The 16,582-nt window shown below is 75.0% G+C and carries 15 protein-coding genes and 1 tRNA gene; 7 read left to right on the forward strand and 9 right to left on the reverse strand.

The genetic code is table 11. The features are described from left to right. Positions 1-92 precede the first annotated feature (92 nt). Positions 93-974 (forward strand): mechanosensitive ion channel family protein, encoded by an 882-nt coding sequence (locus BCAV_RS13265; protein WP_015883119.1) that lies wholly within the window; start codon positions 93-95, stop codon positions 972-974. Between the two features lie 18 nt (positions 975-992). Here the strand turns inward: BCAV_RS13265 and BCAV_RS13270 are convergent, their stop codons facing one another. After that, positions 993-1,223 (reverse strand): PTS sugar transporter subunit IIB, encoded by a 231-nt coding sequence (locus tag BCAV_RS13270; RefSeq protein ID WP_015883120.1) that lies wholly within the window; start codon positions 1,221-1,223, stop codon positions 993-995. Positions 1,224-1,341: 118 nt separating this feature from the next. Between BCAV_RS13270 and ptsP the strand changes: the two genes are divergently transcribed. From ptsP to BCAV_RS13285, 3 genes are read left to right on the forward strand one after another with little or no spacing between them, the layout of a single operon-like run. Then, positions 1,342-3,006, forward strand: a complete 1,665-nt coding sequence (gene ptsP, locus BCAV_RS13275; RefSeq protein ID WP_043347206.1) for a phosphoenolpyruvate--protein phosphotransferase — start codon at positions 1,342-1,344, stop codon at positions 3,004-3,006. Between the two features lie 27 nt (positions 3,007-3,033). Beyond that, positions 3,034-3,474, forward strand: a complete 441-nt coding sequence (locus BCAV_RS13280) for a globin (protein WP_050761856.1) — start codon at positions 3,034-3,036, stop codon at positions 3,472-3,474. Continuing rightward, positions 3,471-4,337 carry an acyl-CoA thioesterase gene (locus BCAV_RS13285; RefSeq protein ID WP_015883123.1) on the forward strand — a complete coding sequence of 289 codons (867 nt, stop codon included), beginning with the start codon at positions 3,471-3,473 and terminating at the stop codon, positions 4,335-4,337. The genes BCAV_RS13280 and BCAV_RS13285 overlap by 4 nt, the downstream gene beginning before the upstream one ends. Before the next feature lie 141 nt (positions 4,338-4,478). Here the strand turns inward: BCAV_RS13285 and BCAV_RS13290 are convergent, their stop codons facing one another. From BCAV_RS13290 to BCAV_RS13320, 7 genes are all read right to left on the reverse strand, one after another. Next, positions 4,479-4,979 (reverse strand): acyl-CoA thioesterase, encoded by a 501-nt coding sequence (locus BCAV_RS13290; protein WP_015883124.1) that lies wholly within the window; start codon positions 4,977-4,979, stop codon positions 4,479-4,481. Between the two features lie 69 nt (positions 4,980-5,048). Further along, complete coding sequence (locus BCAV_RS13295; RefSeq protein WP_015883125.1) at positions 5,049-6,701, reverse strand: GTPase; 1,653 nt, start codon at positions 6,699-6,701, stop codon at positions 5,049-5,051. Next, the gene (locus BCAV_RS23430; protein ID WP_015883126.1) at positions 6,698-8,707 is read right to left on the reverse strand and encodes a P-loop NTPase family protein; all 2,010 of its coding nucleotides are present in this window, start codon (positions 8,705-8,707) and stop codon (positions 6,698-6,700) included. The genes BCAV_RS13295 and BCAV_RS23430 overlap by 4 nt, the downstream gene beginning before the upstream one ends. A gap of 66 nt (positions 8,708-8,773) precedes the next feature. Then, on the reverse strand, positions 8,774-10,456 hold the full coding sequence (ettA, locus tag BCAV_RS13305; RefSeq protein WP_015883127.1) for an energy-dependent translational throttle protein EttA: 1,683 nt from the start codon (positions 10,454-10,456) through the stop codon (positions 8,774-8,776). A 76-nt stretch (positions 10,457-10,532) separates the two neighbouring features. Next, positions 10,533-11,054, reverse strand: coding sequence for a single-stranded DNA-binding protein (locus tag BCAV_RS21675; RefSeq protein ID WP_015883128.1), 522 nt, complete (start codon positions 11,052-11,054; stop codon positions 10,533-10,535). An 89-nt stretch (positions 11,055-11,143) separates the two neighbouring features. Then, positions 11,144-12,505 carry a GTPase gene (locus tag BCAV_RS23220; protein ID WP_015883129.1) on the reverse strand — a complete coding sequence of 454 codons (1,362 nt, stop codon included), beginning with the start codon at positions 12,503-12,505 and terminating at the stop codon, positions 11,144-11,146. Then, on the reverse strand, positions 12,502-14,154 hold the full coding sequence (locus BCAV_RS13320) for a GTPase family protein (protein ID WP_144016779.1): 1,653 nt from the start codon (positions 14,152-14,154) through the stop codon (positions 12,502-12,504). The genes BCAV_RS23220 and BCAV_RS13320 overlap by 4 nt, the downstream gene beginning before the upstream one ends. A 125-nt stretch (positions 14,155-14,279) precedes the next feature. Here BCAV_RS13320 and BCAV_RS13325 point away from each other — a divergent pair. Next, positions 14,280-14,352: transfer RNA gene (locus tag BCAV_RS13325), tRNA-Arg, on the forward strand. A gap of 11 nt (positions 14,353-14,363) precedes the next feature. Here BCAV_RS13325 and BCAV_RS13330 read toward each other — a convergent pair. Further along, entirely contained in the window at positions 14,364-15,110 is a 747-nt protein-coding gene (locus BCAV_RS13330) for an SAM-dependent methyltransferase (protein WP_015883131.1), read from the reverse strand. A 102-nt stretch (positions 15,111-15,212) separates the two neighbouring features. Between BCAV_RS13330 and BCAV_RS13335 the strand changes: the two genes are divergently transcribed. Both BCAV_RS13335 and BCAV_RS13340 read left to right on the forward strand, forming a co-directional pair. Continuing rightward, positions 15,213-15,524, forward strand: a complete 312-nt coding sequence (locus BCAV_RS13335; RefSeq protein ID WP_015883132.1) for a DUF1905 domain-containing protein — start codon at positions 15,213-15,215, stop codon at positions 15,522-15,524. 71 nt (positions 15,525-15,595) lie between these two features. After that, entirely contained in the window at positions 15,596-16,582 is a 987-nt protein-coding gene (locus BCAV_RS13340; RefSeq protein WP_015883133.1) for an aminoglycoside phosphotransferase family protein, read from the forward strand.

Consider the following 16,582-nt stretch of genomic DNA (forward strand, 5'->3'; position numbering starts at 1 on the left):
TGTGAGGGCTGAGCACCTGCGTGCGCCTGCGATCTTGCCAGAGCGAGGGACCGTGCGCGCTCGCGGCCCGCCGCGTCGCATAGCCTGGCGGGATGTCGCATGTGTTCGCCCAGGGAAACGGGGAGGCTAGCTCCCTCGCCACCGACGGACTGCGCGCGCTCGTCATTGTTCTGATCGGCGCAGCGGTGCTCGCGCTGCTGCGGTTCCTGCTCTCGCGCGTCATGCGAGGACTGCGGAAGGCGCCGTCGCTGGTGGTGGAGAAGACCGACACGGCGCTCGTCACCCTCGGCTCGGTCAAGCCCAGCGAGGCCAAGAAGAAGCGGCTTTCGACGCTGGAGAGCGTGATCCGCTCAACGATCACGGTGCTCGTCGTCACAGTGGTCTTCTTCATGGTGCTGGCCGCGTTCGGCGTCGACATCACGCCCCTTCTCGCGTCCGCGGGGATCGTCGGTGTGGCGCTCGCGTTCGGGGCGCAGTCGCTCGTCAAGGACATCGTGTCCGGCCTGTTCATGCTGTTCGAGAACCAGTACGCCGTCGGTGACCGCATCGAGCTCGGCACGGCGGGCGGCACGCTCGCGACCGGAGTCGTCGAGGCTGTGGAACTGCGGATCACGACGATCCGGGACGACGACGGCCGGCTCTGGTACGTGCGCAACGGCGAGGTCCTGCGGGTGGCGAACGAGTCGCAGGGCTGGGCGCTCGCCGCCGTCGACGTCGCCGTCGCCGTGGACCAGGACCTCGACAAGGTCCGCGAGGAGGTCGCCCGCATCGTGCAGGGCGTCGTCGCCGAGTCGGGGATGGCCGACGTCGTGCAGGATCCGACGCCGACGATCCGGTTCTCCGCCCTGTCCGCCGGCGCCGTGACGATCGAGGTGCGACTGCGCGCGAAGCCGGGGCAGAAGTGGCGGCTCGCCAGCGAGCTGCGGCACCGCATCTCGCGCGGGTTCACGGAGGCGGACATCCGCCTCGCGTAGCTCAGCCGCCGCGGGCGGTCAGCGCAGCGCGTCGATGTCCGCGGCGAGATCGTCCGCCTCTGGGCCGACGACCACCTGGACCACCCGCCCGGACCGCACGACGCCGAACGCCCCGTGGGTCTTGAGGGCGTCGTCGTCGACGAGGCTCGGATCCGACACCTCCACCCGGAGGCGCGTGATGCACGGTTCGAGATCCACGATGTTCGTCCGGCCCCCGAGGTCGACGAGGAAGTCCTCCGCCTTGCTCATGCCATCTCCGATCTCGTCGACGCCAGCCACACCAGTCTAGGCGGGCACCGGCGCCCGCACGCGCCCGGCGCGGGTGTGCCGCCCGGCCGGGCGGCGCGCTCCGGGGCACAATGGCCGCGTGGACACGGTGCGCGGGATCGGGGTGAGCCCGGGCCGTAGTCTCGGCCCGCTCGTACGGACGACGCCGGCGGCACCGGAGCCGAGACGCGAACGCGTGGCCGACGCCGACCGCGACGCGGCGGCCGACTCGATCGCCGTGGCGGCCGAGGCCGTGAGTGACGAGCTGCGGCGTGCGGGGCAGACCGTGAGCGGCACCGGCAAGGAGATCCTCGAGACCACGGCGCAGATGGCGACGGACCCGGCGCTCGTCGGCCCGGCGCAGGCGAAGGTGCGCGACGAGGGTCTCGCGCCCGCCCGGGCGGTGTGGGAGGCGGCGTCGGACGTCGCCGCGACGTTCGCCAGCATCGGGGGCTACCTGGCGGGGCGCGTGCGCGACGTGGAGGACGTGCGGGACCGGATCATCGCGGAGCTCACCGGGGCGGGCATGCCGGGCGTGCCGTTGCGGGCCGAGCCGTTCGTGCTGCTCGCCGACGACCTCGCCCCGGCCGACACGGCGCTGCTCGACCCGGAGCACGTGCGCGCGATCCTCACCCGCGGCGGCGGGCCGACGTCGCACACGGCGATCCTCGCGCGCTCGCTCGGCATCCCGGCCGTGGTCGCTCTCGGCCGCGCGGCGCAGGTGCTGCGCGACGGCGTCGACGTCCTCGTGGACGGCACCAGCGGCGTCGTCGTCGTCGATCCCGACGCCGCCGGCCGTGCGTCGGTACGCCCCCGCCGCGCGGCACGGCCGTTCGACGGCGTCGGCCGCACCAGCGACGGGCACCGCGTCGAGCTGCTGGCGAACGTGGGCGACGCGGCCACGGCGCGCGACGCCGCAGCCGCCGGAGCGGAGGGCGTGGGCCTGTTCCGGACGGAGTTCGCGTTCGCGAACGCCGAGGTGGAACCGTCCCTCGAGGCCCAGGTGGCCGCGTACCTGCCGGTGTTCGCCTCGTTCGCCGGGCGCAAGGTCGTCATCCGGACGCTCGACGCCGGCGCCGACAAGCCGCTGCCGTTCCTCACCGGCGAGTCCGAGGCGAACCCGGCGCTGGGAGTGCGGGGACTGCGGACCTCGTGGGAGCACCCGGACGTCCTCGACCGGCAGCTCGCGGCGATCGCGGCGGCGGCGGGCCGCGCGGAGGCCGACGTCTGGGTGATGGCACCGATGGTCGCGACCGTCGAGGAGACCGACGCGTTCGTCGCGGCGTGCGCACGGCACGGGCTGGAGCGGGCCGGCGTCATGGTCGAGATCCCGGCCGCGGCCCTGCTCGCGGGCCCGATCCTCGCCCGGGCGTCGTTCGCGAGCCTCGGCACCAACGACCTCGTGCAGTACACGATGGCCGCCGACCGCATGCTCGGCGACGTCGCGCGGCTCACGACGGCGTGGCAGCCCGCCGTCCTGCGGCTCGTGGAGGCGACGTGCCTCGGCGGCGCCCAGCAGGCGCGCCCGGTCGGCGTCTGCGGCGAGGCGGCCGCCGATCCGGCCCTCGCGTGCGTGCTGCTCGGCCTCGGCGCGAGCAGCCTGTCGATGGGTTCGCGCGCGCTCGGCGACGTCGCCGCCGCCCTGGCCCGCACGAGCCTCGACGAGTGCCGCCGCCTAGCCCGGATCGCAACCGACGCGGAGAGCGCGGAGGCCGCTCGCGCGCTCGTGCTGGCCGAGGTGGACTGGGCTGACGAACTAGGGTGAGGAGTCGTGAGCACCGACCCCCGCGAGCTGAACCTCCGAGCGGCGACCGCGTTCACGCGGCCCAGCGCCACGTTCTACGAGGACGTGGGCGGCGAGGCCACGTTCGTGGCGCTCGTCGAGGCGTTCTACGAGGGTGTCGCCGCGGATCCCGAGCTGCGCGCCATGTACCCGGAGGAGGACCTCGGCCCGGCCGCCGAACGGCTGCGCCGCTTCCTCGAGCAGTACTGGGGCGGGCCGACGACGTACTCCGAGCAGCGGGGACACCCACGGCTGCGGATGCGCCACGCGCCGTTCCGGGTCACGCCCGACGCGCGCGACAGGTGGCTCGCGCACATGCGCGTCGCCGTCCTCAGCCTCGGGCTCTCGCCGCTGCACGAGGGCCAGCTGTGGGACTACCTCGAACGGGCCGCGCACTCCATGGTCAACGCCTCCGACGACGCGCCGAGCCCGGCTCGGGACGCCCGGTGAGCGACGCGTTCGCGGAGGTCCTGCGGGTCCTCACGCTCGAGCGCACGGGCGACGACGAGTTCGTGGGCGCGTCGCTGCCGCAGGTCAACGAGCGCGTCTACGGCGGCCAGGTGCTGGCGCAGGCGGTGCTCGCCGCGGGCCGCACGGTCCCCGGCGGCCGCGACGTGCACTCGGTCCACGGGTACTTCCTGCGGCCCGGTGACATCGACGTGCCGATCACGTTCGCCGTCGAGCGGCTGCGCGACGGCGGCTCGTTCTCGGCACGGCGCACGCACGCACTGCAGGACGGCGTCCCGATCCTGTCGCTCATCGCGTCGTTCCAGGAGCGCCAGAGCGGCGTCGAGCACGAGGAACCCTCCGGTCTGACGGTGCCGCCGCCCGAGGACCTCGCGAGCAACGGCGACCTGTTCTCCGCCATCGACCACCCGATGGCGCGCTTCCTCGCCCGCACGGCCGCGTTCGACATCCGGCACGTGGGTCCGCCCCTGTACGTCCAGCCGGACCCCGAGCCGACGACGCACCAGGCGCTCTGGATGCGCCCGACCGGGGCGCTCGAGGGCGAGGCCCGCTCCGACCGGCTGCTCAACGCCGTCGTGCTGGCCTACGCCTGCGACCAGGTGATGCTCGAGCCGGTGCTCCGCGCGCACCACCTGGCGTGGCGGATGCCGGGCATCTCGGTGGCGAGCCTCGACCACGCGATGTGGTGGCACCGGGACGTCGACGTCAGCGACTGGCTCCTGTACGTGCAGGATTCCCCCAGCGCACGGGGCGGGCGCGGCCTCGGCACGGCGCGGGTCTACACGCGCGACGGCGCCCTGGTCGCGACGATCGCGCAAGAAGGCATGGTCCGCGCGCCGCGCTGAACCGCGCCCGGCTCCCCGCCCTCCGCCGTCCACGCCGCCCCACCCCACCCCCACACGTTCGCGAGAGGATCTTTGCGCGACCGCGAGAGGATCTCTGCGCAGAGATCCTCTCGCGGTCGCGCAAAGATCCTCTCGCGAAGGTCAGCTCCGGCGGCGGAACGGGATCGGTGCCTCGACGAACGGCTCCCACGCCGCGCGCTGCTCCTCGGTGATCCGCCGGGGACGCGACGTCGCGGCGTCCACGAGGACGATCGTCGTCGACGCGCGGGCGTACGGCTCGCCGCCGGAACCCGGGCCCGTCCGCTCGAGGCGAGCGGCGCCGTCGTGCACCTCGTAGCAGACGTCGAGGCTGGCCCCGCCGAGGTGGCCGATCCACATCTCGACGCGCACGGGGATCCTGGTGAACGCGAGCGGGCGCAGGTACTCGATCTCCTGGCGCGCGACGAGCGTGTGCGCGTCCGCGTGAGGGCCGGCGTGGAGCACCGCCGTGGGCCAGGACTCGCCGAGCTCGGCCTCGGGGTGCACCCAGAACGCCGTGATCCGCGCGTCCTCGAGCAGTCGCAGCATGTCCACGTTGTTGACGTGCGCGTAGGCGTCGAGGTCCGCCCAGCGCAGGGCGACGGGCACGTGCAGGCGGGTCATCGGACTCCTTCTCGCTGGGTCGGCGCAGCCGATTCTCGCACCGAGGGTGCGCCGGCTCAGCCCCCCGCCTCAGCCCGCGGCCCGGAGCGCGGCGCCACGGCACTCCTCCAGCGCGGCCAGCTCCTCGCGCACCGGGCCGCGCACACGCGACTCGGCGACGGCGTCGACAGCCCTGTGCAGCCGGCGCCGGACCCGCTCCGCGCGTCGGCGTCCGCCGATCGCCGCGCCGGCTCGGGCGGCCAGGGCGAGCAGGATGCCGAGCACGACGGCGCCGAGCACCGCCAGCGTCGGCCAGGGCCAGCCCTCCCACGTGGGCGTCGGCGGCTCGGGCAGGCGGAGGTACGCGAGACCGGCGAGGACGCCGAGCCACAGCAAGCCGGCGATCCCGGCGGCCAGCACCACCCACTGCGCCACGCCCACCGCCCGCCACCACCGGGGCCGGCGGCCCACCTCGAGGTCCGTGCCCGCCACCGCGACGTCCAGCGCGTCGGCGAGCGGCTCCCCGCCCTGGACGCGCTCCCGCGCGCTGCGCGCCCACGCCTCGGGGACGCCCGTCGTCGCGTCGCGCACATACGCGCGGATCGCCGACGACGACGACGCGCGGCTCGCGGGCGACGGGGCCGGCAGCGAGGTGCGGCGCAGGTCGGGCCGGTCGCCCCCGCCCGAGGTCGCCGCGGCGTCGCGCCGCAGCCCGAGGCGGCGCAGCGGATCGGGCCGGAACCGGCCGACCCAGCGCGTCACCGGCCACCCGGTCGCCGCCCGCGCGTCGCGCACGGCGGAGCGCCGGACGGCGTCGACGACCGTGCCGACCCCCGCGGCATCCGCAAGGGCGGAGGTCTGGGCCGAGTCGGACGGCGCCAGGACGCCGGGCGGTGGGGCGGCGCCGCACTCCTCCCGGATGCGGCCGGCCACGGAGCGCACGTCGGCCACGAGTCGCGCCGTCGCCGCCTCGCGTCGCGTCGCCGCCTCCGTGAGCAGGCGGCGCAGGTCGTCGAGCCCTGCACCGGTCCGGGCCGACACGCCGAGCACCCGGGCGCCGTCGAGCCCGTCCTGCGCGACGAGGCGGCGCAGGTCCGCCAGGCACGCCGCCTGCTCCTGCGCGGACAGCCGATCGATCTGGTTGAGCACGACGACGACGACGGCGCCGTGGCCGGCCAGGGGCTGCAAGTACCGTTCGTGCAGGACGGCGTCCGCGTACTTCTGCGGGTCGACCACCCACACGAGGAGGTCCGCCCGTTCGACGAGTCGCTCCGCGCGCAGCCGGTGGTCGGTGACGACCGAGTCGTGGTCCGGCAGGTCGAGCAGCACGAGCCCGCCCGGCGCGCTGGCCGAGCGGCGCCGGCGCCACCGGCCCGTCGCCTCGCTCAGCGGGCCGGCCGCGAGCGCGCCGTCCACGGTGTGCCGGCGGCGGACCTCGAGCCAGTCCAGCAGCGGGTCGGCGCCGCCGCCCCAGACGGCGGCGAGCGCGTGCGACGTCGTCGGACGCTGGACGCCGACGGCGGCCAGCTCGGTCCCGACGAGGGCGTTGAGCACCGACGACTTGCCCGACCCCGTCGCCCCCGCGAGCGCGACGACCGTGTGCTCGGCGGACAGGCCGCCGCGTTCGAGTGCCCGGCGCGCCACGGCGCGCGCGTCGTCGACCAGGTCTGCGGGCAGGCGCCCGGCACCGGCGTCGGCGGCCTCGGAGAGCGCGGCGACGCGCTCCGCCAGTGCGACGCTCACGCGCCGGTCCGCCGTCCACCGAACAGGCGTCGCCAGAATCCCGGCCCTCGGTGGGGTTCCGTGGCGGCCCGCTCCGGGTCGGCCCCGTCCGCCCCACGCAGCCGCCGAGCGGCGTGCCGGCCCGGGGCCGCCGCTCCGCGGGCCGCGCTCCGTGCCGCACGCTCCGCGCGCGCGGCCGCCTCGACGTCCTGCGCCGCCGCCTGCAGCGCCCGGGAGTCGGTTCCGAGGCGGTCCGCGCCGAGCGCGTCGAGCGCCCGGGTGTACCGCCCGCGCTCGGCGTCCAGGACGCGGTCGACCCGTTCGGCCAGCCGCTCGCGCGCCTGACGGGCGAGCCGCCGGACGGCGTCGTCGCCGAAGACCGCCTCGAGCAGCTTCTGTGCGACGACGGCCGTCCCGCCGGCGATGCCGATCTCCGCGCCGGTGAGTCCGCCGGTCGAGGCGAAGACCACGACCATGAGGCTCACGCCCAGCCCGTTCAGCCCGAACGACAGCGCACGTGCCGCCCCGCGCTTGTGCGCTCCCTGCTCCCGGACGAGCTCGAGCACGTCGCCCTGCCAGGCGCGGATCTCCTCGGCGACGGCGTCCGCAGCGCCAGGCGAGGACCTCCCCAGGTCGAGATCCACGAGCGGCGCGCCCGCCGGGTCCGCCCGCCATGTCGCGAACGCACGCTCGGCGGCGCCGTCGGACGCGTCGAGCACCACCGCCTCGAGACCGTGCGCGATCGCCGAGCTGACCTGGGGCGCCTGGGCGGGTCGGCCGCGGAAGAAGCCGACGACGGCGTCGCGCACCCTGCCCACACCACGTTCCACGCCGCGGAAGAACTCGCCGGTGCCGACGAAGTCCTGCCAGCGGGCGAGCACCTCGCCGCGGAGCAGCACGCCGTCCGACGTCGCCGCGTCCACCTGGCGGGCGGCCTCGGCGTAGGCGAGGCGCACCACCTCGCGCAGGCGGGCGTCCGCCTCCGCCTGGTCGGCGGCCGCGGCGGCGAGTCCCACGGTACGGCGGACGAGGTCGTCGACGACGCCGTCCCGCGTCTGCTCGACCACCCGGTCGCGTTCCGCCTGGTCGGAGCCGAGGTCGGAGAGCCAGGCGGCGACCGGCGCGACGGCGTCCTCCGGGAGCAGTCCCTCCACGAGCGACACCTCGGGGACGACGAAGAGGGGCGCGTCGCCGAGGCCGTGGGTCTCCATCATGCGACGCAGGTCCGCGGCGACGGCCTCGGCACCCGGGTCGACACGGTCGACGACGAGGGCGACCTGGGCACGCCGTTCGACGGCGCGCAGGAGCAGGTCCCAGGGCACGGCGTCGGCGTACCGTGCGGCCGTGGTGACGAACAGCCACAGGTCGGCGGCGGCGAGGAGCTGGGCCGCGAGCTCGCGGTTGCCAGTCTCGACGGAGTCGACATCCGGGGCGTCCACGACCGCGAGACCGGGCGGGAGGGCATCGCTCGCCACGAGGCGCAACGAGCGCGAGCCCCCCGGCGGCGCGGCGCCCGGCTCCCCCGTCACCCGGGGAAGGTGCGGCAGCACCCGGTCGCCGGCGAACCAGACCGCGTCGTCGGGGTGGTGGACGAGCACCGGGGCGCGGGTCGTGGGCCGCAGCACGCCCCCGGCGCTGACGTGCTCGCCGAGCAGCGAGTTGACGAGCGTCGACTTGCCGGCGCCGGTCGACCCGCCGACCACCACGAGCAGAGGTGCCGCTCGGGACCGCAGCCGTGGGAGCAGGTAGTCGTCCAGCTGGTCGCGGGCAGCTGCGGCGTCGGCACGGTCGGCGGCGACGCCCGGCACCTCGAGCGGGAGGCGGAGCGCGCCGAGCCGGCCCCGGAGCGTCTCGAGCGCGGCCAGCAGGTCGTCGCTCTCGAGACTCCCAGGGCTGCGCACGCCCGGGCGGTCGTCGCCCGCGCCGGGCGCGGCCGGGCGGTCCTCACCCGCGTCGGCGACCCCGGCGGCGGAGTCCGCCGGGGCGACGTCGTCCCCCGCGACAGCGCCGTCGTCGCCTCTGCTCATGCGCGCAGTCTGCCCGAGCCCGCCGCACGGGGCGCGAGGGCGCGACGAGCGACGCCCTGCCGAGACTCAGTCGCGCGTGAGCTTGCGGTAGGTGACGCGGTGCGGACGCGCCGCCTCGGGACCGAGCCGCTCGACCTTGTTCTCCTCGTAGGCCGCGAAGTTCCCCTCGAACCAGTGCCACTGCGCCGGGTCGGCCTCGTCGCCCTCGTACGCGAGGATGTGCGTCGCGACGCGGTCGAGGAACCACCGGTCGTGGGAGACCACGACGGCGCAGCCCGGGAACTCGAGCAGCGCGTTCTCCAGCGAACCGAGGGTCTCGACGTCGAGGTCGTTGGTCGGCTCGTCCAGCAGGAGCAGGTTCCCGCCCTGCTTCAGCGTGAGCGCCAGGTTGAGCCGGTTCCGCTCGCCGCCCGACAGGACCCCGGCAGGCTTCTGCTGGTCCGGACCCTTGAACCCGAACTGCGAGACGTAGGCGCGTGACGGGATCTCGACGTTGCCGACCTGGATGTAGTCGAGCCCGTCCGAGACGACCTCCCACAGCGTCTTCTCCGGGTCGATGCCCCCGCGCGACTGGTCGACGTAGGAGATCTTGACCGTCTCGCCGATCTTCAGCTCACCGGCGTCGAGCTCCTCGAGCCCGACGATGGTCTTGAACAGCGTGGTCTTGCCGACGCCGTTCGGGCCGATGACGCCGACGATCCCGTTCCGCGGCAGCGTGAACGAGAGCCCGTCGATGAGCATCCGGTCGCCGAAGCCCTTGCGCAGGTTGGTCGCCTCGATGACCACGGAGCCGAGGCGCGGGCCCGGCGGGATCTGGATCTCCTCGAAGTCGAGCTTGCGGGTCCGCTCCGCCTCGGCCGCCATCTCCTCGTAGCGCGCGAGTCGGGACTTCGACTTGGCCTGCCGACCCTTGGCGTTCTGTCGCACCCACTCGAGCTCCGAGGCGAGACGCTTGGCGAGCTTGGCGTCCTTCTTGCCCTGGATCTTCAGGCGCTCGGACTTCTTCTCGAGGTACGTCGAGTAGTTGCCCTCGTACGGGTACAGGCGGCCCCGGTCGACCTCGGCGATCCACTGGGCGACGCGGTCGAGGAAGTACCTGTCGTGCGTGACCGCGAGGACGGCGCCGGGGTACCGCGCGAGGTGCTGCTCCAGCCAGAGCACCGACTCGGCGTCCAGGTGGTTCGTCGGCTCGTCGAGCAGCAGGAGATCGGGCTCCTCCAGCAGCAGCTTGCAGAGCGCGACGCGGCGCCGCTCGCCTCCGGACAACAGCGTGACGTCGGCGTCCGGGGGCGGGCAGCGCAGCGCGTCCATGGCCTGCTCGAGCTTGGAGTCGATGTCCCACGCGTCGGCGGTGTCGATCGCCTCCTGCAGCTTGCCCATCTCCGCCATGAGCGCGTCGTAGTCCGCGTCCGGGTTGGCGAACTCCTCACCGATCTCGTCGAACCGCTGCTTCTTGGCGAGGATGTCCGCGACGGCCTCCTGGACGTTGCCGAGCACCGTCTTCGACTCGTTCAGCGGCGGCTCCTGCAGAAGGATCCCGACCGTGTACCCCGGCGAGAGCCGAGCCTCGCCGTTCGACGGCGTGTCGAGCCCGGCCATGATCTTGAGGATCGTGGACTTCCCGGCCCCGTTCGGGCCGACGACGCCGATCTTGGCGCCCGGCAGGAACGACATCGAGACGTCGTCGAGGATGAGCTTGTCGCCGTGCGCCTTGCGTGCGCGGACCATCGAGTAGATGTACTCGGCCACTGTTCTCCCAGCGGGTTGAGCGGGTGGGTTCCAGCGCACCAGCCTACGTCGTCTGCCGACGGACACCCCCTCGGCGTCAGAACGGCGGCTCGCTCGCCCCGGCGTTCGCCAGCGCCGGCTCCTCCGCGTCCGCCGCCGGCTCCGCCGAGTCCGCGGGTTCGCCACCGCCGGCCGTGCCGCCCCACGGGTCGTCCGCCCGCGGGTCTCCCGCATCCGGGGACGGCTGCGCCCCGTCCTTCTCCCGGACGGTCTTCGCGTACGTGGCGATTCCGTGGGACAGCTCGACGGCGACGGCGTTCGCGCGGATCTCCTGATCGGTCACCTCCGCGCCCTGCCCGTTCAGGTAGGTCTCCGCCCCGAGCACGCCCCGCACGAGCACCGGCGTCCCAGTGCGGACGGACGCCGCGACGTTGTGCGCGAGCTCTCCCCAGCACTTGACGGTGAACCACTGCGTGGGCTCGTCGGCCCACTCCCCCTGCGCGTTGCGCGAGCGACGGTTGCTGGCCAGCCGGAACTTCGCGTAGTCCTTGCCGTTCCGGGACAGCGTCGCCGTGTTCCCGGCGCGCCCGCTCACCGTGATGTGGATGTCGTTCTTCATGGCCCCTCCCAGGTCCTGCGGCGAGGTGTCGCGCCGCATCGCCAGGATGACCGGGGCCGGCGGTCGAGCGCCGTGAGCCTGTGGACGCCTCAGCCGGAGGCGGGCGGAGCCGTCGCCGGGGACAACCCGTGGGCGTCGGAGGTGAGGGCGGTCCGGGCGCGGGCGAGCTCGCCGAGCACCCGCTGCGCCGGGTCGACCAGGCGATCCGCGACGACCCGCGTGAGGGCCCGCTGAGCCGCATCGCGGTAGGCGACGGCCGCCTCGGCGCCCTCGCGCTCGTTCCGGGCGCGACGCTGCCGAGCCAACCACCCGCGCTCGGGAGGTCGCGGCACCACGACGTCGGCCAGGGCCGCCGAGGCGGCGTCGCGCAACGATTCCGGTCCGGCGACGGCGGAGCGGACCTCCCGTGCCCACGCGTCCGGCAGACCGTCCGTGGCGCGGGCGAGCCACGCCTCGCGCACGGCCGCCACCCGGGCGAGGGACGGCGCGCGCACGTCGGTGAGCACGACCCCGCCGCTGGCGTGCGCCGCGGCCACGGACGAGGCCAGGGCCGGCACCCCCAGCACCGCGCCGAGCCGGTCCGCGACGTGCGCGGCGCTCTCCGCCTCGCGCGGCTTCGCACCGAGCGCGGCGAGCATCCGGCGGGCCACCGCGCCGGCCTCGGCGCTCGCCGTCCGTTCCGCCATGGTCCGGCGAGCGACGACCTCCGCGAGCACGGCTCGGACGGCGGCGACGCCGTCACCCGTCCTGGCCGACGCGCCGAGCACGCTGACCTCGTCGAGCCCGTCCGCCGCGAGCAGCCGCTCCACGTCCGCCCGCACCTCGTCGAACGCCGCGGGCGTCAGCGTGTCCGACTGGTTGACGACGACGAGCATCGCGTCCTGCCGGGCGGCGAGCTCGCGGAGGTACGCGTCGTGCAACGCGTTGTCCGCGTACTTCTGCGGATCGACCACCCACACGAGCAGGTCGACGAGCGGCAGCAGCCGGTCGACCTGGCGGGCGTGGCCGACCTCGATCGAGTCGTGGTCCGGGAGGTCGAGGAGGACGAGCCCGCGCAGCTCGGCCTGCTCGTCGGCGTCGAGCGCGCTCTCGCGCCCGATGCGCCGGGTGGGCGCCACCTCGAGGAAGTCGAGCAGCGCGTCCGCCGGCTCACCCCACACGCACGCGCTCGCCTGCGCCGTCGTCGGCCGCTTCGCCCCGACGTCGGCGAACTCCAGCTGGGAGACGGCGTTGAACAGGGACGACTTTCCCGAACCCGTGCCGCCGACGAGGGCGACGACCGTGTGGTCGACGCCGAGGTCGAGCCGGGTCGCGATCCCGGCGAGGTCCCGTTCGGTCCGCGCGACGACGTCGGGAGCGAGCCGGACGCGCGTCGCGGCGAGGATCTCGTGCAGCTCGTCGAGACGCGCCCTGAGGCGCCGGCCCTCTTCCGTCGTGGTCGTGGTGCTCATGCGTGGGCCCTCAGCTCGCTGGCGCGCAGGCGCAGTGCCGACGCGGCATCCGGTGGGATCTCCGCCACGGCCAGGCTGCCGAACGTCTCGCCCTCTGCGGCGATGACCGTGCGGGCCCGGTCGACGAGCAGCGTCGCGGCGCGGTTGATGCGCACGTCGGCGGCGTCCGGCCAGATCGCGCGTGCGGCGCGGGCGGCCCCCTCGATCCCGACGGCGGCGAGCGCGACCAGCAGCACGCGGCCCTCGTCGTCGAGCAGCGCGCCGTCGAGCTCGGCCGCCGAGTGCGGGAGCTCCGGCTTCTCGACGACGGCGCGCACCTCGCCCACCCAGCCGTCCCACGCGGCGACGATGCGCGCGCCGCGGCGCTCGACGGCGTCGCTGCGGGTGAGCCGGGCTGCGAGCTCGCGACCGCCGAGCGCCGGGTCGTCCCACGCCTCGCGGATCCGCAGCTCGACGTCGAGCGCGGCCGCGCCCACCAGGTCGATGAACGCCTGCCGGGCGTCCGCCGCAACCCCGCGCAGCGCCGTCGTCCGCTCCGGGGTGGTGCGCCGCAGCCGGCGCGCGGCCAGCCGGCCGCGGGGCAGGTCGACCAGCGGGGCCAGCGGGGCGCCGGAGCTGGCCACGGCGAGCCAGTGGGTGACGGGCGCCCCCTCGGCGACACCGCCCGAGGTGACCTGCTCGGCGAGCGCGTCCGCCGGCTCCGCGGCCGCCGCCCGCGCCGCCGCGGCGAGCGCGTCGACGGCGTCGAGCTGGGCCTCCACCGCTGCCGTGAGCGTGGCGATCTCGGCCCGCAACGGCGCCCAGACGCCGCGCAGGGTCCGGGCGATGACGCCGCGCCCGGTGGCCCGGCCGGCCAGGAGCTCGAGCCAGCCGACGACGTCCTCGACGTAGCGCGGCTCCAGCGGTCCGCTGTGGGGGCCGGCGTCGGGGACGACGAACATCGGCACGGACCCGAACCCGGCCTCGTCGAGCCGGTGCAGCAGGTCGGCGCGGACCTCGACGAGCACGTCGGCGGACACGCGGTTGAGGACGACGGCGAGCGAGACGCCGCGCTCGTCGGCCGTGCGCAGGATCCCCCACGGCAGGGCGTCGCCGTACCGGGCCGCCGTCGTGACGAAGAGCCAGAGGTCGGCGGTCTCCACGAGCTCGAGGCCGAGGTGCCGGTTCTCGGTGTGCACGGAGTCGAGGTCCGGCGCGTCGAGCAGCGCGACGCCCTGGGGGATGCCGGCGGCGGTGACGAGCGCCGTGTGCTCGACGACCGGATGGTCGGCGACGAGCTCCCGGTCGTCCGGGTGGACGACGAGCACCGGCTGCTTCGTGGTCGGCCGCAGGACGCCGGCCTCGCTCACGACCTCGCCGGCGACCGTGTTCACGAGCGTGGACTTCCCGGCGCCCGTCGAGCCGCCGACGACGACGATCGCCGGCATCGCGAGCTGGCGCAGCCGCGGCAGGAGGTGGGACGTGATCTGCGCGCGCACCCGGTCACGCAGGAGTCGCGCCTGGGCGGCCCCCTCGAGCTCCAGCGGGAGCGGGGTGTCGGCGAGGTTCCGCTCGAGGTCGACGACCACGTCGAGCACCGGCGCGACCCTCGCCGAGGAGGCGCGGGACGTCGGCTCGACGTGGTCGGCGTGGACCGCGGGCGTGCTCACCCCCACAGACTGCCGTTCGGCTGCGCGTGCCGCCAAACGTGCGCGCCGGGCGGCAGGGGGCAAATCGACGCGATCGCGCCGACCGTCCGCGCCTCCGGTGCCTGCGTCAGTACGCTGGGGCTGCAGCCCCGATAGCTCAATGGATAGAGCAACGGCCTTCTAATCCGTAGGTTGCAGGTTCGAGTCCTGCTCGGGGCACCGTCCGATCGCTACCGCTTGCGGGCGCTGACCACCGCGAAACCGAGCTCCTCGGCGGTGTCCGCCTCGAGCATCCGGCGCACCGGGGCGTCCGGCCCGTCTCCCAGCGCGCGGCACCAGCGCACCCAGTCGTCGCGGCCGCCGTCCTGGAGACGCGCGACGACGCCGTCGACGAGGCCGGTCAGCTCCCAGTGCCTGGCCCACCACTGCGGAGCGTGCCAGCCGGCGGTCTCCCAGCCGACGACGTCCGTCACGTAGCCAGGCGGGTCGCTCTCGTACGGGTCGGTCCGCAGGGCCGGCGTCGTCATCCCGACCGCGCCGCCGGGCCGCACGACGCGGAGCAGCCCGGGCAGGAAGCGCACGTCGGTGCCCAGGTACTCGAACGCGTCGATGCTCACGACGGCGTCGAACTCGTCGTCCGCGAACGGAAGGTCGCGCGCGTCGCCGTTGACGGCGCTCACGCGGTCGGCGACGCCCGCCTCCTCGAGGGTGGCGTGGAGCTCGTCCGCCTCGACCCACAGGTCGAACGCGACCACCTCGACGTCGAGCTCACGAGCCAGGAACACCGACGTGGCACCCTTCCCGCAGCCCAGGTCGAGCACGCGCGCCCCCGGCTGCAGCTCGACGTCGGCGAGGAGGTCCTCGAGCTGCCACAGCGGGTGCGGCCCCATGTCGAGCCCGAGCACCCAGGCGGGGTCGTACCCGGCGGAACGCGGGTAGCGGTCAGGGCGGACGAGCTCAGCCGTCGCAGGTGTCATGCCCCGAGCATGGCCGCGCGCGTCGGTCGACGGCACGGTGTTTACCGCCGGGCCACCGCCCGAGAGAGTCGCGTGTCGGCGCCGGCGGCTAGATTCGCAGACGTGAGCGCGGCCACCTACACGTTCGACGCGGCCCTGTGGTGGTGGAAGCCCGACTCCTCCTGGGTCTTCCTCACGGTGCCGCCGGAGCACGCCGACGAGATCCTGGAGCTCACCGGCGACTCCCCTCGCGGGTTCGGCGCCGTGCGGGTCGAGGTGCGCATCGGCGCCACCACGTGGCGCACGTCCGTGTTCCCGGACGACAAGCGCGGCAGCTACGTGCTGCCCGTGAAGAAGGGCGTCCGGGCCGCCGAGGGGCTCGAGGTCGGTTCCCTGGCCACCGTCCACCTGGCCGTGCTGCCGACCGGCGGGTGAACGCACGGGCCGCGCTGCCCTGAGCGAAATCGGGTTCCCCGCGCGGCACCGGCGCGCCTAACGTGACGTGCGTGTTCACGCCACCGCCGGAGATCCCGGACGAGCGAGCGGCCCGCGCCGTGCGCGTCGGGTGGGATCTCGACGTCGTCGACGTCGCCTACGCCCCCGTCGGGTTCGGCAGCCACCACTGGAACGTGCGCACGCGCGACGGCGGACGCCACTTCCTCACGATGGACGACCTGCGAGCGAAGCGGACGCACGCCGACGAGCCGCTCGCGGAGCCGCGCCGCCGGCTCGTGGCCGCCCTCGTCACCGCGCGGCACCTCCGGGATGCCGGGCTGGAGTTCGTCATCGCGCCCGAGCGCTCCGTGCTGGGCCGCGTGTGCCTGGACGGCGAGGACGAGTTCGTCGCAGCCCTGTACCCGTTCGTCGAGGGCCGCACCCACGCCTACGGCGCCTACCCCGATCCCGCCGCACGGGACGCCGTCGTCCGCCTGCTCGTGAGGCTGCACGGCGTCGGGAGGACGACGGCGCCGCTCGCGCTCCCCGACGACCTGACGATCCCCAGCCGCGCCGGCCTGGAGGGAGCGCTCGCGGGCCACGCCCCGCCGTCGGCACCCGGTCCGTTCACGGATGTCGCCGCCGAGGCGCTCGCCACGCACGCGGCGGCCGTGCTCGACGGGCTCGCCCGGTACGACGCCCTCACTACCCGGCTCGATGCGAGCCGGTTCGTCCTGACCCACGGCGAGCCGCACGCCGCGAACACCATCACGACGGCGTCAGGCCCCGTGCTCATCGACTGGGACACGGCGGCGTTCGCCCCGCCGGAACGCGACCTGTGGTCGCTCGTCGACCAGGACCCGGGCATCGCCGACGACTACGAGGCGCGCACCGGCACGGCCGTGGAACCGGCCGCCGTCGAGCTGTACCGCCTGCGCTGGGACCTCGCCGAGGTGGCGTTGTACACCGCCCAGTTCCGCGCCGCTCACGTGGCGAGCGACGACACGCGCACCGCCTGGGACGGTCTCCAGGAGTCGCTCTCCGTGCTCGCGACCTGA

The organism is Beutenbergia cavernae DSM 12333, assembly GCF_000023105.1.
Classification (GTDB): domain Bacteria; phylum Actinomycetota; class Actinomycetes; order Actinomycetales; family Beutenbergiaceae; genus Beutenbergia; species Beutenbergia cavernae.

Excerpts from the sequence above, each read along its gene's own strand:
- BCAV_RS13265 (WP_015883119.1), top strand. The coding sequence starts at position 93 with ATGTCGCATGTGTTCGCCCAGGGAAACGGGGAGGCTAGCTCCCTCGCC.
- BCAV_RS13270 (WP_015883120.1), bottom strand. The coding sequence starts at position 1,223 with ATGAGCAAGGCGGAGGACTTCCTCGTCGACCTCGGGGGCCGGACGAAC.
- BCAV_RS13290 (WP_015883124.1), bottom strand. The coding sequence starts at position 4,979 with ATGACCCGCCTGCACGTGCCCGTCGCCCTGCGCTGGGCGGACCTCGAC.
- BCAV_RS23430 (WP_015883126.1), bottom strand. The coding sequence starts at position 8,707 with ATGAGCAGAGGCGACGACGGCGCTGTCGCGGGGGACGACGTCGCCCCG.
- BCAV_RS21675 (WP_015883128.1), bottom strand. The coding sequence starts at position 11,054 with ATGAAGAACGACATCCACATCACGGTGAGCGGGCGCGCCGGGAACACG.
- BCAV_RS23220 (WP_015883129.1), bottom strand. The coding sequence starts at position 12,505 with ATGAGCACCACGACCACGACGGAAGAGGGCCGGCGCCTCAGGGCGCGT.
- BCAV_RS13330 (WP_015883131.1), bottom strand. The coding sequence starts at position 15,110 with ATGACACCTGCGACGGCTGAGCTCGTCCGCCCTGACCGCTACCCGCGT.